We start from the raw sequence: 16,981 nt of genomic DNA on the forward strand, positions 1-16,981 counted from the left end.
CCTTTTTCAAACTCGCACCGACCTATGCCACTATCCCGTCAGGATGGTGGTTGTAATAATGGTCGTAGTGATAATATTCGTTTTCATAATTTTAGAGTGCCTGATGTTTAGCCGCGCTGTCAATACGAAAGAGCAAAATAGATTATGCAAATTTTTAATAGTGACATTTATAATTTGCATAGATAAGCTACCGGATACCAAACTGGTGCAGTAATCCCAACAGCTGCTCAGCTTGAACAGGCTTTTCTAAAAACCCTAATGCTCCCAAATCTTCTACTCTTTTTTTCATCTTGGCTTGAATATCTGCCGAAATAACCACAACATAACATTCAATTCGATTGGCTTTTATTGCTTCTAGCACAGCAATTCCATCAAGTATTGGCATGGTTAAGTCGAGGCACAATAAATCTATTTGCTGAGTTTTCAGCAAATCAATCGCCTGCTGACCATTCTGTGCTTGATGTAAGGTCAGCTCTAATTTGCTCTGTAAGTTTTTAATGACTTGTTTACGGGCGACAGCCGAATCATCGCAAACTAAGACGGAATAACTCATAAGGTGGTCAGTCTTGTACTATTAATCTCAATGGACACAACTATCTTATAACATATTAAACTTTCCTAGGTAAGGCGCTAAAAAGCATATTTAATGAAGATAATTATTTATTTTTAACCATTTATTGGCTAACTTTAAAAGCAGATTATTCAAAGGCGATGAACTTACCGTAGGAGCTCAGCTTAATTCATGCTGCAAAAAAGCCTCTCAAAAAAATTGCTCACCAATGTGCTGTCGGTTTACTTCCTTCTAACCTTTGTCGTCACATGTGGTCAAATCATTGCTGAATACGTCAATACCAAAGACTATATTCGTAATGAACTTACCATGCTGCAAAAAACCTTTAGCCGAAGCTTGACCCGCGCTATTTGGGAACTTAATACAAAGCAAACTGTTACTACAGCAGAAGGCTTGCTCGCGATCCCTATGATCGAAGGGATTATTGTACGTGATGACAGTGGGGAAATTATTTCACAACTCGGTCGCTCGTTAGATATTCACGAACTTTACAGTCAGCAGCTTGTTCAAGAAGAAGCAATAATTGAAGATACGCCATCCGGTTTGTTTGGTTACACCTTTCCGTTGATTTTTGAATTCTCGGGACGCGCAACGCAAGTCGGTGACGTGACACTATTCTCTAGTCGAGAGGTCGTCTTTAGTCGCATCATGATCTCAATTTACTTTTTGATAGGCAATGCAATGATAAAGACAACGTTCTTGATCATTCTATTTTTAATTGCCTTTAGAAAGCTACTTACTGAACCGCTAACCGATCTCACCGAGCAAATAGAAGATTTTGAAGTCGACAACGTTGATGGTCATAAGATTGATATCGGAACCAAAGAGCGCAACGAGCTTAAGATCATGGAAGAGGCGTTTAATAAGCTGATTGACAAGGTCTCTGAATATCGGAAAAAACTCGATCAAACTCAAAAGGAGCTGCTGATCAGCAATGAAAAGCTTGATCAACATAATATTCAGTTGGAGCAAGAGGTCGCACGGAAGACCTCAAACCTTAGCCAAGCGATGATGGATCTCCAGCAACAAAAGTATGAATTAGAAAAGCAGAAGTTAACGCTCACAGAAGAAATTGATTTAAGAAAACAAACAGAAGAAGAGCTACTAACAAAACAAAAAGAGCTTGAGAAATACGTAGATGAGCTGAATATGGCACAAGAGCGCTTAGTGGGCTCTGAAAAAATGGCGGCACTCGGCGGCCTTGTTGCCGGTATTACGCACGATATTAATACTCCTGTTGGTATTGGCGTGACTGCGACGTCGTTCTTGCAGGAGCGCTTAGATCAGCTTGAAGCGGCGTACAACGGAAAAACCTTATCACCAAAAGCGTTAGAAGAATTCATTAGTGAAGCAAAGCAAAGTGCTAGCCTACTTACCACCAATTTAGACCGCGCCTCAGAACTCGTGGCGAGTTTTAAACAAATTGCAGTCGATCAGGCCAGTGAAGCGATTCGTACCATTAACTTTAAACAATACCTCGGTGAAGTGATCCGCTCATTACACCCAAAATTGAAGAAAACTCATCATCAAGTGAATATTGAATGCCCTGAAAACATGACACTAAACTTACCAGCGGGAGCAATTAGTCAAATATTCACGAACCTGATCATGAATTCTTTGATCCATGGTTTTGAAAATCAAGAGCAAGGCCAAATAGATATTAAAATTAAAGAAGACAATGGTATGGTAAATATCGTCTACAAAGACAACGGTAAGGGCGTAAGTAAGGCCCAACTAGACCGGTTGTTTGACCCCTTCTTTACGACCAAACGCGATCAAGGTGGCAGTGGGCTTGGTACCCATATTACCCTAAACCTCGTAAAACAAACCTTGAATGGGGATATCGAAGTAAATAGTGAAGAAGGCAAGGGTCTCACCTACTACATCAGCTTCCCAAAAGACTTACAAAAGCCAATGGCAATGTTTAGCTAACCACACGACAAGCGTCCAATACGCCAAGCTGCAAAGTGGCGTATTGGCGCAAGATACCTTCCCCACCACCAAACATCATCTAGTGGAATACAAGCTGTGACCTTTTTGCTATGATGACCGCAATTTTATTCCAGACGGGCATATTTCTATGTGGTTCAGTAACTTAATCTGCTACAAATTCAAACAAGATGTAACTTACGCACAAGAAGATTTCGAAAAAGCACTCGAACAGGATATTTTTCGTCCTTGTGGTAGTCAAGACATGACCACTTTTGGCTGGACTAAAGCTTTTGGCAAACATGGCCAAATGCTTTCACATTTCTCACAAGACAGTATCTTAGTTTGTGCTAAGCGCGAAGAAAAGGTGCTTCCTGCAGCCGTAGTCAATGAAATGGTCGCCGAAAAAATTGAGCAAATAGAGCAGCAAGAAAATCGTCCAGTAAAGAAAAAAGAAAAAGACGATATTAAAGAAAATATCCTAGCGACTTTATTACCTCAAGCGTTCAAAAAATCGAGCCTACAATTTGCTTTTATCGACCAAAAATCAGGTTGGGTTATTGTAAATAGTGCTAGTTTCAATAAAGCGGAAGAACTACTTGCACTACTGCGTAAATCTCTGGGCACGCTTCCTGTTGTACCTGCGTTTGCAAACTATGATTTAGACTTACAGCTAACACACTGGCTCACCGAGTTTAGTGCACCTGAAGGCTTTGCAATAGGCACCGACGCTGAGTTGCAAGAGCCAGACGACAACGGTGCTCAAGTCAAGTTAAAACAACATGACCTTTCATCAGATGAAATCAAAACGCACCTAGAAAACGGTAAGCGTGTGACTAAACTCGCGTTAGATTGGCGTGAGCGCGTGAAATTCGTTTTACAAAACGATGGTACGTTAAAGCGTTTAAGCTATGCAGAAGCACTTAAGGACCAGAATGCGGATATTCCGAAAGAAGATCTAGCCGTTAAACTTGATGCTGACTTTATTTTGGTCTCGGAAGAAATCAAAGAGTTGTTAGAAGATCTAACCAAAGGCCTTGGTGACGACGAAAGCCTAGAGTCTTAATCTTAGAGTCATCATCCAGAGCTTGTTGAGCTTTTGATACGAAAAATTGATAGCGGATATAGCTATCAATTTTTCTTTATCCAGCTCAATACTCTATCTTCACAAGGTTACTTTGTGCCAATAGCGAACGGACTGCACGCACTCAAGTGCAAACGTATAGTTACTGGCTCGCCACTTTATTTGCACTAACCAACGCATTTGTAGCGCTTTATTTACTCTTCAATGGCATGATAGGAGCCTGGCTTTGGCAGTAACGCTTTGCTAACCTGAATTTCAGGCATCGAAGACAATTTACATCAATAGTCCGATACCCGAAGCAGTAATAAGTACAATTAAACGGAGTTTGACGCGCGTGAATGTAAAAAGCATTTCATTGGCTTTAATAGTAGTGATAATTTGGGGGCTTAACTTTTCGGTCATTAAATTTGGCCTAGCAGAGTTGCCTCCTATTTTATTCTCAGGCTTGCGTTTTTTGGTAGTCGCGATCCCTGCAGTATTCTTTATTCCTTTTCCTAAAACGTCGGTATGGAACGTACTCAGTGTTGGGCTATTTTTAGGTGTGCTTAAGTTTAGCTTGCTGTTTATTGCGATGGAATCAAATGCGTCAGCTGGCATTGCTTCTTTGCTGCTACAAGCCCAAGTCATTTTCACGATTTTGCTAAGTGTTTTGTTGTTAAAGGAAACCATGAATCGCTTTCAAATGGTGGGGATCAGCATCGCAACGTTTGGCTTTAGTTTGTTTTTTATCAACTCGTCTGGGTCAACGACGATATTGGGCGCGGTGCTCATTCTGTTCGCGGCATTATTTTGGTCATTTTCAAACCTCATTATGAAGCGCCTGAAAAGCGTTAATTTACTCCATTTTATTGTTTGGGTAAGCCTTGTGCCGCCATTGCCACTTTTTACACTGTCTTATTTTATTGAAACTGACTCTCCATTGACCTTACTACTGAACACCACAACACAGTCTTGGTTATCCATTGCCTATGTGGGTTATATCTCGACACTGATTGCATTCGCAATATGGGGTTGGCTACTTAAAAATCACAAGGCCGCAGCAGTAACGCCTTTTGCTTTATTAATCCCTATTGTCGGCATTATAGGTTCAGCCTTATTACTTAATGAGCAGTTGATGCTAATGGAAGTTATTGGGGCTGGTTTTATTTTATGTGGCTTAACGATTTCAGTTACAGGTGCTCGGATAAGCAAAATATTTAGAAAGCCCCGAGCCGAGGTTTTGCCCTAAACGCCAAAGACCTCAACAGAGGTCTTTGTATTCAAAGGAAGCAAAAGGCACTAAGCAAACATTGTTTTGACGTCTTCGAGTACACTTAAATAAGTATCATCGGCAAACATGTTCACCTCCTTAATAACCCCCTTTTCTTCATACTGTTTTAATGCTGCGGACTTATCAGACACCTGTAAAATACCTTCTACGATTGCACCCACACGAATAAAGTCGACATAACAAACATGTTCAGGCCGATAATTAGGATTTGCCCAGCTTTCTGCGACCTCGACAAACTCGTCGGTGAATTCCCACTCACGCATTATTGCTCCACCTATCTTACCGCCTAATTTTTGGATGGCATGGGCTAAAAAGCTTGGGTTGGCAAACACTTCTGGGTGGCGTTCAGCCTCTGTCAAAATAGGTAAAACACCGATATTGAACACCAAAGAGGCCAACGTGATTGTATCTCTGTTGAGCGAAGTGTGCTTATTGACACGGAGATAAAAGTCCATTGTCGTTATCGCTTGGCAAGCGACTTTTAACGTTTTCTGCCAAGCTTTGTCCATGTATGTTTTGATGAGTTTGTTATTAGAAACAAATAACTGCTCCATTGCCATTGCAGTAGCAATATTCTTGATTTGTCTAAGACCGATCCGGGTTACCGCTTGGTTTAGGGTATTCACCTTCACCGAACGGCCCATAAAAGCGCTGTTGGCAACTTTTATCATACGCGCAGCAAGAGCTGGGTCATGAGAAATAACGTCAGCCATCTGCATCAGGTTAATTTCAGGATCATCTGCCGCTTGCCTAACACGCACTGCAATTTCAGGTAATGTCGGCAATACCAAGGTGTCGTTATTGATCCTATCAGTTAGAATCGTGAGCAAAGCATTTTCTGTAGACATGAAACCAAATCCCTTAATAACTGAATAAAAGACCCGACTGCAAACGTAAGTTTATAGCAAAAGTAGGCACTGCGCTTGCTGGTGGTCACACTGCTGATTTTTAGTATCTATGACGTAAGTATTGTCTAACTTTCGGATAAAGTTAAGAAAATCTAGGAAAATAATATTTTATTTATATACCATCAATAATTAGCAAGTTAGAATTCAGGGTATACCGTACTTTGCGGCACGCTTTACCGCAAAAATACCGAAAAAGACCCCAAAATGGGCACAAATGATGATCTTTCATGTTAACTGCAGCTTGCGTACCACATACCAATCTAAGTTAACTAAGCACAGTGATACAAAATCGTGTAAGGTGATCGCCACATAATTAAGACAACAAGGGAGCATTATGAAACACTCTATGATTTCAGTTGCAATCGCGCTTGCAACAGGTCTCACCCTAACAGGCTGCTCTGAGCCATCCACTTCTTCTGAAAAACCTAGCTCACAAACTAAACAAGTACAAAAAGATGCCAAGCAATCAGGCTATAAGCTGGTTAATGCATCTCAAGAGCGGCTAGATATTTATACCCCAGTAACGCTAGAAACAGACTTAAGTCACCTAAGCGATAATCAGAAAAAGATGCTAGCTTTACTCATCGACGCTTCGGCTATTATGGATGATTTATTTTGGCAACAAGCGTTCGGCGAAGACAAAGCAACATTCCTAAGCAAAATCTCAGACGAAAAAGTACGCCAATTCGCGGACATTAACTATGGGCCTTGGGATCGTTTAAATGGCGACCAAGTTTTTCTTTCTGGCTTTGAAGAAAAAGCACTGGGCGCGGAGTTTTACCCAAGCGACATCACCAAAGATGAGCTAAATAACGCCGATGTAAAAGATAAATCAGGACTTTATTCTCTTATCCGCCGCGATGAAAACGGCAAGCTATACAGCACTTCTTACTCATCCGCATATAAAGCAGAGTTGGATAAAGCCGCAGCGCTATTACGCCAAGCAAGTAAACTGGCACAAGACAAAGAGTTTGCAAATTACTTAAACTTGCGCGCAGATGCATTAGTCAATAATAGCTACCAAGCGTCTGACTTTGCTTGGATGGACATGAAGAATAACCCGATTGATGTGGTGATTGGCCCAATTGAAACCTATGAAGACCAGCTATTTGGCTATCGCGCCGCTTTTGAATCTTACGTTCTAGTTAAGGACTTGGCGTGGAGTGAGCGTCTCGCTAAGTTTGCCGCTTTTTTACCTGAGCTACAAACTGGCTTGCCAGTTGATGATAAATACAAGCAAGAAGTGCCAGGCTCTGATGCCGACCTAAACGCATATGACGTCATTTATTATGCAGGCCACTCAAACGCTGGTAGTAAAACCATTGCGATTAACCTGCCAAATGACGAAGAGGTGCAACTCCAAAAAGGCACGCGTCGCCTACAGCTTAAAAACGCTATGCGCGCAAAATTCGATAAGATCTTAGTACCGATCGCTGATCAACTTATCGTCCAGGAGCAACGTAAGCACATCACCTTTGATGCTTTCTTTGCTAATACCATGTTCCATGAAGTCGCCCATGGACTAGGTATTAAGAATACCATTACAGGTAAAGGTACTGTGCGCCAATCACTGCAAGAACACGCCAGTGCACTTGAAGAAGGTAAAGCCGATATTCTAGGCCTATACATGGTTGAGCAACTACTTAAAAAAGGCGAGATCACCGAAGGTACGCTTGAGGATTATTACATCACCTTTATGGCTGGTATCTTCCGCTCAGTACGTTTTGGCGCATCCAGTGCACATGGTAAAGCGAACATGATCCGCTTTAACTTCTTTAAAGAAGAAGGCGCATTTTCTAAAAACACGGACGGTCTATATCAAGTGAATATGGAGAAGATGGGCGCAGCGATGGAGAAACTGTCTAACCTTATCCTAACGCTACAAGGTGACGGCGACTATCAAAAAGTCGATCAACTGATCGCCACGCACGGCGATATCAAAGCAGAACTACAAAAAGACCTAGATAAGCTTTCTAAAGCGAACATTCCTGTTGATGTTACCTTTAAGCAAGGTAAGCAGGTGCTAGGACTCTAGTACTAACAAGCGCACCATGCCATAGTGACTGAAGCGCAAGCTAAACGCCTATGGCATGACTTACCCCATTACACTGCAAGTTAAATAAAAATCGCGACATCACCTAAAGTAAACTAGGAACAAGGCCGATAGAAAACAAACATTGTGTTAAAACAAAAAGGAGTTTTTATGACAATGAACTTTCGCATCCATTCTGCATCACTGACTATGGCACCCGCAAAGCCTGCTGCTACACAAGTGAAAGCAGCGTCAGAAGCTGCTACCCCTAAGGGGGATGAAGTACAACAACCATCAGACAAGTCAAATGCTATTGCAGCCTACACTGGTGATATTCCCAATAGTTCACCTTACAATGCACTATTAAACCCAGAAGGTTTTGATTTTGACAATATGTCCCTCAATGAATTTTACGATGTTGTTGATGCGATTCGAACCTTAGAGTTTGATATAGAACGTGCTAGTGGTAATACGGGAAGTTTACGTGATACATTTTGGCATGATGTGATGTCTGTTAAGGGCTCTTTGGAAGGTGTAAATTATGAGAAGCAAGGAATAAAGCCTGACGAAAAAATCAACATTTCACAATTTTATGGGCAGTCAGTAGATGAAGCCAGAAATATGGAAGAAGAGAACTACCGCTCTTTTCATGGTGTATTAGGGTATGCTCAAGAGCAACAAGAAACTGTAGCGCTCATCACTTCCGAATCTTTTATTAAAGAATATCAAGAAAAAGCAATCAGCTTTTTAAAAAGCCAAGAAACTCAACTAATTGATACGCAGGCTTAAGTAGCCTGCGTAATATTGAATTAATTCTCTCGGTATTCGTAACGTACACCACCACGAGTGCCTGTACCACCGCCATTATTCATTAACGCTAAGCGATAGTTACCACGAGGTAGATATCTACCAATATGCGTGCCTCGGTCAATTATTTTGCTATCACGATATAAAATTAGCTCCATATCATGGCCGTCATAGTTTTTCTCTATGGTGAAGAAGTAAGAGTTGCAGCTAATACTAGCGCTAGAAAAGCGAGTTAGGGTAACTTCTTGGCCCACTTTAGCGCTCTTATATCTGGTGTACTTATAAGTCTCACAGCGCCCTCGATTAACACCCTGCTCACCCACCTCCATATTTTCTGCGCTTATCACGACGCCTTGCTGCGAGCTCAACTCACCTCCCGCGAGAGCATAAGACATAGCTGAAGCGCCAACCAAAGAAGCAAGCACAATTGATTTAAATAGATTAGTAACTTTCATAATATTCCTTTGTTTTAGAAGTTATTCTTATTTGGCTTGAGCTGGAAAAGAGAGGTAAAGCTATTATGGAACACCTTTCAAATCCCTTTTACAGAAACAAACTCAATGAAACTTTAATCGACCCTCGTCCCTAATACAATACTTATCTATTCAAAACTCGCTTTTAGCTGCTCAACTTCCTCATCACTATAGGGTTTTGCTGGATAGAGTCCCCAAACCGGTTTTGGCCATGCAATATCGGTTTTAAATCGCGCGATGTGGTGCACATGTAGTTGTGGCACCATATTACCAAGCGCAGCCACATTTAATTTATCTGGGGTAAAGGTGTCTTGCAACAAACGACTGAGCTTGGCCGATTCTTGCCAAAATTGAACTTGCTGCGACCCAGGTAAATCAATAATTTCTTTCGCGCCCACAATCCTAGGTACTAAGATAAACCAAGGGTACTGAGCATCATTCATTAACAACACACTACACAACGGCCACTCGGTAACTAGGATACAGTCTCGTTGTAATTCTTTGGCTAATTCAAATGACATAGTGAACTTCTTTAAATCCGATTTACTCGGCACTCTATCCGAATTTGTTGCTATTGCAAAGTAGCTTCATTACCATCCAATCAGACTTTAAAAATATAACAAGGTGGCTACCGTGCACTCTCGCATTAAACACTACACCATCGCTCTTCCATTAGCACTTGCCTCTGTCACCGCTAGCGCAGAGCAACTAACGCTAGAGCGACTTTTTGACGACCCGTCTCTGTCAGGTAAAGCGCCTGTAAAACTGCAATTTTCTCCTGACGGTTCTCGTGTTACTTATCTTCAAGGTAAAAAAGAAGACTATAACCGTTACGACCTTTGGGAATACAATCTAAAAGACAATACCAACCGCTTGTTGGTAGATTCTGCAGCGCTATTTTCTGGCCCAGAGAACCTCTCAGATGAAGAAAAAGCACGACGTGAGCGTCAACGTATTTTTGGCCGTGGTATTTTAGAATACAAATGGTCAAAAGATGGCAAAGCGCTACTTTTCCCACTCAATGGCGACTTGTACTACTATGAAATCGCTTCAGGTAAGAGCAAGAAACTAACGGAAACTGAAGCATTCGAAACCGATGCTCGCTTCTCACCAAAAGGTAACTTTGTTTCATTTATTCGTGAGCAAAACCTCTATACCATCAATCTCAAGTCAGGCAAAGAAACGCAATTAACTAAAGACGGCGGTGGCGTAATTAAAAACGGCATGGCTGAGTTTGTTGCCCAAGAAGAGATGAGCCGCATGACAGGTTACTGGTGGTCGGGTGATGAGCAACAAATTGCTTTTACTCGCATTGATGAAAGCCCAGTTCAAGAAGCCATTCGTAACGAAATCTATGCCGAAGAAGTCAAGCTATTCAATCAACGATACCCATACACCGGGACTGCTAACGTTGAGATTGAATTAGGTGTTGTAAAGATCAATGACCAAAAGGTGGATTGGATTGATCTAGGCGAAGATAAAGACATTTACATCGCCCGTGCAAACTGGTTGAAAGACAACAAAACATTGTCATATCAGTGGCAAAATCGCTCACAGCAAAAACTGGAACTGCGCTTTTACGATACTAAAAGCAAAAAACAGCAAGTCGCCCTAACCGAAACCAGTGATACCTGGATTAACCTGCATTTTGACCTTGAGTTCTTAAAAGACAAAAAGCATTTCGTTTGGGCATCTGAGCGCGATGGCTTTAAACACCTTTACCTGTACAGAACCAATGGCCAACTTGTGCGCCAAATCACTAAAGGCGATTGGATTGTTGAAAGCCTTCAGGGCATTGATGAGAAAAAAGGTATCGTATACTTCTCTGGCCGCAAAGACACGCCGCTCGAAAGCCACCTATACAGCGTACCACTTTTTAAAGATGGTGAAGCAAAACGTATTACCGAAAAAGGCAGCTATCACAGTGTTGTACTGGCGAAAGATAACCGTACCTTTATCGATAAAAGCTCTTCTGTAAACCGTCCACCAGCCGTTGCGCTACGCAAAGTGAATGGAGACTTTGTTACTTGGCTTGAAGAAAATGCGCTGAATAACGAACATCCGTTAACGCCTTATTTGAGCAATCTAGCTACGCCAGAATATGGCACGCTTAAAGCGGAAGATGGTCAAACCATGTATTACCGCTTATTTAAGCCCGCAAAGCTTGAAAACGGTAAGAAATATCCTGTTATTGTGAACGTGTATGGCGGACCTCATGCACAACGCGTGACCAACAGCTGGCGTAGCAAAAACTTGTATTTCCAATATCTTGCACAGCAAGGTTATGTGATTTTCCAATTAGATAACCGAGGTTCATATAACCGTGGTAAGAAGTTTGAAGATCCAATCTACAAGCATTTAGGCGTCGTGGAAGTAGCCGACCAAATTAAAGGCGTAGAGTTCTTGCGTACGCTAGAGTACGTCGACCCTGAGCGTATCGGTATTTATGGTCATAGCTATGGTGGTTATATGGCGCTGATGACAATGTTTAAAGCTGGCGACTACTTTAAAGCCGGTGTTTCTGGTGCGCCAGTAACTGATTGGGCTCTATATGACACACATTATACTGAGCGTTATCTTGGTCACCCAAATACAAATGCCAAGGGCTATGAGCAAAGTGCAGTGTTCCCTTATGCTGATGGACTAAAGGGCCCGCTGATGATCTATCACGGTATGGCCGATGACAACGTACTATTTACCCATGCAACTAAACTATTTAAACAGTTGCAGGACGAAGTTAAGCCATTTGAAATGATGACTTATCCAGGCTCGAAGCACAGCTTACGTGGCAAAAAAGTACAAACCCACTTGCATCAAACCATTACTGACTTTTTTAATCGTCATTTTGAGGTTGAAGCTAAGTAAACACTTAATAGCGCTCAGCCTCTTATAAGCTGAGCGCTTCTTCTCCTTTTTCAACATTTAGTTCTAATCCATTGGTCTAATTGTTTATTCGTCAAGACTAAGAAAAACTGAAATTATTGTTCTATCTCAAGTTATGACTACTAAGATTAATTAGTATGAATTGATGAGGCGTTCGCGCCGCTTGCTACTTTCAATAATAAAACGACATAAGGATTGCATTATGTCCAAACAGTTTTTCCGAAACCTCACCATCTTCCAGCGACTCGCGTTACTGATCATAGTGGTTATTATTGGCGTTATCCTTCAAAGCGCAGTGAGCTTATCGCAGCAATATGATGCACTCGAAAAGCAGCAATATCATAAAACCCAAAACCTTGTTGAAAATGCCTATAGTTTAGTGGCTTACTTCCATCAACAATATGTATCTGGGGAACTCCCTGAAGCGCAAGCTCAATCCGCAGCCCTTAATGCCGTTGCCGCATTACGATACGAAGGAAATAATTACTTTTGGATCAACGACTATCACCCAAAAATGGTGATGCACCCTTTCAAGAGCGAGCTTAACGGCAAAGATCTCAGCCAATCAAAAGATCCCAACGGCAAGCGCTTATTCGTTGAAATGGTACAAGTGGCAGAAAAAAGTGGAGCAGGATTTGTTCCTTACCTGTGGCCAAAGCCAGGCAAAGATGCTCCTGTCGAGAAAATATCTTATGTCAAAGCATTTACACCTTGGGGTTGGATCATTGGCTCCGGTGTATACCTCGACACGATAGAAGCTGAGTTTTCCTATATTCGAAATTTGCTGTTAATTGAAATGGCTGTACTCATCGTGCTGTTATTCCCGTTTAGCGCACTCATTAGTAAGAGTATTATCGGCCCTATCACACAAGCCAAAGACATGATGAAAGATATCGCACAGGGCGAGGGTGATTTGACTCGACAACTCGACGAGAGTGGTAAAGATGAAGTAACCGCGCTTGCCAAGTACTTTAACTTATATACTGAAAAGATGCGTCATTCCATCGCGACAGTGGCCCATAACGCCAAAGAAGTGGAAACACTGGCCAATCAGGTAAAAGCGGCTGGTGAAGAGAATCTTGCATTTATTGAGTCACAAAATGACAATAGTCGCCAAGTAGCTACTGCTGCAGAACAAATGACCATGCAAGTTCGTGAGATCAGTAGCAATGCAGATACTGCCGAGCATTCCGCCGCAGACGCACGTAATTACAGTGAAAAAGGCAAACAAACAATTTCTCAAACCATCGCCGCCATTAAAAAGCTGTCGGAGCAAATTCAATCTGTGAGCGTGACAACAACGAGTCTTGCACAAGAGAGTCAACATATAGGATCTGTGCTCGATGTTATTCGAGGTATTGCCGAGCAAACTAATTTACTTGCGTTAAACGCGGCGATAGAAGCGGCTCGAGCAGGTGAACAAGGGCGCGGCTTCGCTGTTGTTGCCGATGAAGTACGCACCCTTGCAAGTCGTACGGGACAAAGCACAGATGAAATCCACAACATGATCGAGCGACTGCAAAAAGAAGCGCAGCAAGCCGTAGCTGCGGTTAAAATTAGCCAGCAAATCTCGGAGCAAACAGTGGAACAGGTCCAACATGCAGATAGCGCATTGACAGAGATTGAGCGCCTAATTGACGCTATCTCGGATATGAGCACCCACATCGCCAAAGCCACTGATGAGCAGAGTCTTGCAGCACAAGAAGTCAACGAGCGAATAGCTCAACTTTCTGACTCCACCCACCACTCTTTGGATACCACACACTCACTCAACAATACCAGTGAGCAACTCACACAGGCAAGTCACGAATTGAGTGACATAGTTAACCGCTTTAAAGTATGATATCCGCCTTGCAGAGCACCAGTCAGTGCTCTGCTTCTTGCCCAATAGATGATTGATATTCCTTATCTTGTCGATAAAAATAATCCGTGAGCATCTACGCTATTTTACCGCTATATTGCCAATTTATTTGCTGAGCAAAAATAGCCCGTGAAAATCTGTTTTATTATGTACCCTTGGGAGCGTGTAGAAGCTGAAAACGACAGCACGCTAAGACTTATCCACGAAGCCGTATCACGCGGTCACGTCGTTGCTATCACCACCGTAAACAACCTCACTATTCGCGAAAGTGTCGCCAGTGCCTTCTGTGATGTATTTGTTGCGGGCCAAAAAGTATCTGACAACTTAGTGAGCTTTTACAACAAAGCTGAGTTTAAAAAAGTACAACTTCCTTTGGCAGGTTTTGACGCGATATTTATGCGCGCCAACCCACCGCTTGATACCTTAGCGATGAACTTTTTAGACTCTGTTCGTGATGACACTTTCATTGTCAATGATATTGATGGCCTGCGTATCGCAAATAACAAGCTATACACGGCGTCTTTCCAAGGTATTGCGAGAGAATTTATTCCAAATACGCATGTATCTAAAAACAAAGAGTATTTAGAGCGTATATTCTCTGAATCAGAGCAAGAGAAAATGATCTTAAAGCCGCTTGATGGCTTTGGTGGTCGCGGTGTTATCGTCGTTGAAAAACGCGCGAAGCAAAGCTTTAGTTCACTCCTTGAGTTTTATATTGGTGGCGACGAGGCCGGTAAAGGCAGCAACTATGTCATTTTACAAGACTATGTTGAAGGTGCCGACGAAGGTGATGTTCGTATCCTAATGCTTAACGGCGAACCGATTGGCGCCATGAAACGAGTGCCTGCAGCAAATGAAGTGCGTGCTAACGTGCATGCTGGCGGCAAAGTGGTAAAACACAAACTCACCAACCAAGAAAAAGCATTATGTAAGCATATCGGTCCTAAGCTTGTGCGTGATGGTTTGTACTTTGTAGGCATTGACGTAATAGGCGGCAAGCTTATTGAAGTTAACGTACTCTCGCCTGGTGGGATAACCCGTATTAACCGTTTAAACCGCTGCAAGCTGCAAGTGCAAGTTATCGATTTTGTAGAGAGTGTGGTGCATGCCAAAGAGCTAGTAACGCATCGCAAAAACCAATTCCGCCAAGTAATAGAAGATGCTCATGCTATCTGAACAAGTCATCATTGCCGCGCTTGAAGCCGGTAAACCCATCAGTGGACAATTTGCTGAAGGCGCCTTTCACCTCGAAGTGAGAGAATACGTACCTTATGTCGCCACCGCTGTACACGCAGGCCACCGTACCCGTGCTAGCCTAAAAGGCTTGTTCGCCATTAGCGATGCTGAACGCTTACAAGAAGAAGACCCTTTTACCGATGGCATGATTGAATCATTACCCATCACACTTATCGCGCGTGACTCACGTTACGAATACGATCTTAACCGTGCGCCAGAGCTTGCGATATACAAAGAAGCATGGGGTAAACAAGTGTGGAACCAAGCGCTACCAAATGCAGACATAGATATTAGCTTGTCAAAGCATGCAGCCTATTACCGTGTGCTCAGTGCACTATTAACCACGCTTGAGCGTAAGTTTGGTGCCTGCTTGCTATTTGATGTGCACAGCTATAACTATCAAATTCGTAGCTACCCTTATGCACCAACCTTTAACATTGGCACTGCACAACTGGATACCTTGCGTTTTCGTGCCGTATTAGATGAACTGAAAAAACAGCTAGGGCTGAAAAAACTGGCAGGCCAGCTGGTGGATTGTGCTGAAAATACAGTCTTTCAGGGCCAAGGTTATCAAGCGCACTATGTTACCTGCCACTTTGATAACACCTTAGTGGTACCGCTGGAAGTGAAAAAAGTCTTTATGGACGAAAACAGTGGCGAATTATTCCCTGTGGTGTTTGAAAAACTACAGCGCAACATGCATGTAGCTTTGAGTAAAACGGCAAAAACATTTGCTAAAAATCACTGCTATAAGCCACTTCGCAAAGCAAAATCAGCGTCGCAGCTTGACCCTGCACTGATTAATGTAGACTCTGCACTTTACCGCATAGCCAAAAACCTTGAAACGCTGCATTACGTTAACCCAAGTAATATCGCGCAAGAGAAACGACGCTTTTTCTCGAAACGTCATTACCAGCCTGCGTTTAAATATCGTCCGCTGAAAATTGACCCGTATGAGTTTAAAGAGCAACTCTATCGCTTGCCCGTTGGAAAAATTCAAGATCCGATCGTAAAAGACTTATATCGTAAAGTGATCGATAGCTACGCCACTAAAATCGAACTGATCACCCAAATTGGTCGCGAAGCCTTTTTGTATAACTCGCTACGCTATTATGGTGAGCCGGATTACAACGATATAAATAATGCGACCTTCTTACTGCACGCGCGCGAAACAGAGACCTTGCCAAAAAAAGACATTACAGCCGAGCAAGCCTTGGTACGTTTTAATCAAGCGATTGAGACTATGGGCTTACCTTGCAAGGTCGCGATATCAAGCAAGCTCGTTGCCAAAGCAATGGTCGACAATGGTAAGCGTCTTCTGCTTGTAAATAGCGGTGCGATGCTATCTGAGCTCGATATCAATGCCTTGATAGAGCATGAAATTGGCGTGCACTTACTCACGACTTTAAATGCTGACGCTCAGCAACTAAAAGTGCTGCACTTAGGTCTACCTGGTAATACTTACACCCAAGAAGGCCTTGCCATCTATCGCGAGTATCAATCAGGGCAAATAAATCTGACACGATTAAAGGTACTAGCGCTTAGGGTGATTGCGGTTAATATGCTACTTAAAGGCGATAAATTCTATCAAGTGTATGAGTTTTTAGCTGACTCAGGCGTATTAAACGTCAATGAAGCCTTTGCGCTGACCACACGTATTTTCCGTGGTGGTGGCTTTACTAAAGACCATCTCTACTTAAAAGGCTTTAAAGACATAGTGCAGCTTGCCAATGCTCGCAGCTTGGATAATTTATATCTCGGTAAAACGGGCATTGCACACTTAGATGCGCTGGACGCGTTAGTAGAACAAGGCATCTTTACAAGACCTAAGTATCTGCCGGACACGAGCCGAGATCCAGAGCCAGATGCAATCCTAAGTTATTTAATTTCTTCAATTAAATAGGCCAAATTCGCCACTGTGGTTATA

The 16,981-nt window shown here is 42.5% G+C and carries 13 protein-coding genes; 9 read left to right on the forward strand and 4 right to left on the reverse strand.

Features of this window, described 5'->3' with window-relative positions; genetic code table 11:
- Nucleotides 1-187: 187 nt before the first annotated feature.
- Complete coding sequence (locus tag DRB05_RS19840; RefSeq protein ID WP_128728451.1) at nucleotides 188-553, reverse strand: response regulator; 366 nt, start codon at nucleotides 551-553, stop codon at nucleotides 188-190.
- Between the two features lie 189 nt (nucleotides 554-742).
- Here DRB05_RS19840 and DRB05_RS19845 point away from each other — a divergent pair, with 189 nt between their 5' ends.
- The 3 genes from DRB05_RS19845 (at nucleotide 743) to DRB05_RS19855 (ending at nucleotide 4,812) form a co-directional block, all read left to right on the forward strand.
- Nucleotides 743-2,503, forward strand: a complete 1,761-nt coding sequence (locus tag DRB05_RS19845; protein ID WP_128728452.1) for a HAMP domain-containing sensor histidine kinase — start codon at nucleotides 743-745, stop codon at nucleotides 2,501-2,503.
- 148 nt (nucleotides 2,504-2,651) lie between these two features.
- Nucleotides 2,652-3,566: a recombination-associated protein RdgC gene (gene rdgC, locus DRB05_RS19850; RefSeq protein ID WP_128728453.1), complete on the forward strand. Its 915-nt coding sequence runs from the start codon at nucleotides 2,652-2,654 to the stop codon at nucleotides 3,564-3,566.
- 373 nt (nucleotides 3,567-3,939) lie between these two features.
- Complete coding sequence (locus DRB05_RS19855) at nucleotides 3,940-4,812, forward strand: EamA family transporter (protein WP_240036279.1); 873 nt, start codon at nucleotides 3,940-3,942, stop codon at nucleotides 4,810-4,812.
- A gap of 50 nt (nucleotides 4,813-4,862) precedes the next feature.
- On the opposite strand, the gene DRB05_RS19860 is transcribed toward DRB05_RS19855, so the two are convergent.
- Entirely contained in the window at nucleotides 4,863-5,702 is an 840-nt protein-coding gene (locus DRB05_RS19860) for an HDOD domain-containing protein (RefSeq protein WP_128728455.1), read from the reverse strand.
- Between the two features lie 394 nt (nucleotides 5,703-6,096).
- On the opposite strand from DRB05_RS19860, the gene DRB05_RS19865 reads away from it, so the two are divergent.
- Both DRB05_RS19865 and DRB05_RS19870 read left to right on the forward strand, forming a co-directional pair.
- A complete protein-coding gene (locus DRB05_RS19865) occupies nucleotides 6,097-7,797 on the forward strand; it encodes a Zn-dependent hydrolase (protein WP_128728456.1) in 1,701 nt (566 codons plus the stop codon).
- Between the two features lie 168 nt (nucleotides 7,798-7,965).
- On the forward strand, nucleotides 7,966-8,583 hold the full coding sequence (locus DRB05_RS19870; RefSeq protein WP_128728457.1) for a hypothetical protein: 618 nt from the start codon (nucleotides 7,966-7,968) through the stop codon (nucleotides 8,581-8,583).
- 20 nt (nucleotides 8,584-8,603) lie between these two features.
- On the opposite strand, the gene DRB05_RS19875 is transcribed toward DRB05_RS19870, so the two are convergent.
- A complete protein-coding gene (locus DRB05_RS19875; RefSeq protein ID WP_128728458.1) occupies nucleotides 8,604-9,056 on the reverse strand; it encodes a hypothetical protein in 453 nt (150 codons plus the stop codon).
- A 146-nt stretch (nucleotides 9,057-9,202) separates the two neighbouring features.
- Entirely contained in the window at nucleotides 9,203-9,595 is a 393-nt protein-coding gene (locus DRB05_RS19880; protein WP_128728459.1) for an HIT domain-containing protein, read from the reverse strand.
- A gap of 112 nt (nucleotides 9,596-9,707) precedes the next feature.
- Between DRB05_RS19880 and DRB05_RS19885 the strand changes: the two genes are divergently transcribed.
- From DRB05_RS19885 to DRB05_RS19900, 4 genes are all read left to right on the forward strand, one after another.
- A complete protein-coding gene (locus DRB05_RS19885) occupies nucleotides 9,708-11,939 on the forward strand; it encodes a S9 family peptidase (RefSeq protein ID WP_128728460.1) in 2,232 nt (743 codons plus the stop codon).
- 220 nt (nucleotides 11,940-12,159) lie between these two features.
- Nucleotides 12,160-13,800: a methyl-accepting chemotaxis protein gene (locus tag DRB05_RS19890; protein WP_128728461.1), complete on the forward strand. Its 1,641-nt coding sequence runs from the start codon at nucleotides 12,160-12,162 to the stop codon at nucleotides 13,798-13,800.
- 147 nt (nucleotides 13,801-13,947) lie between these two features.
- Entirely contained in the window at nucleotides 13,948-14,994 is a 1,047-nt protein-coding gene (gshB, locus tag DRB05_RS19895; protein WP_128728462.1) for a glutathione synthase, read from the forward strand.
- Nucleotides 14,984-16,957: a flavohemoglobin expression-modulating QEGLA motif protein gene (locus DRB05_RS19900; protein WP_128728907.1), complete on the forward strand. Its 1,974-nt coding sequence runs from the start codon at nucleotides 14,984-14,986 to the stop codon at nucleotides 16,955-16,957. The genes gshB and DRB05_RS19900 overlap by 11 nt, the downstream gene beginning before the upstream one ends.
- Nucleotides 16,958-16,981 lie beyond the last annotated feature (24 nt).

This window comes from Pseudoalteromonas sp. A757, from assembly GCF_004103285.1.
Classification (GTDB): domain Bacteria; phylum Pseudomonadota; class Gammaproteobacteria; order Enterobacterales; family Alteromonadaceae; genus Pseudoalteromonas; species Pseudoalteromonas galatheae.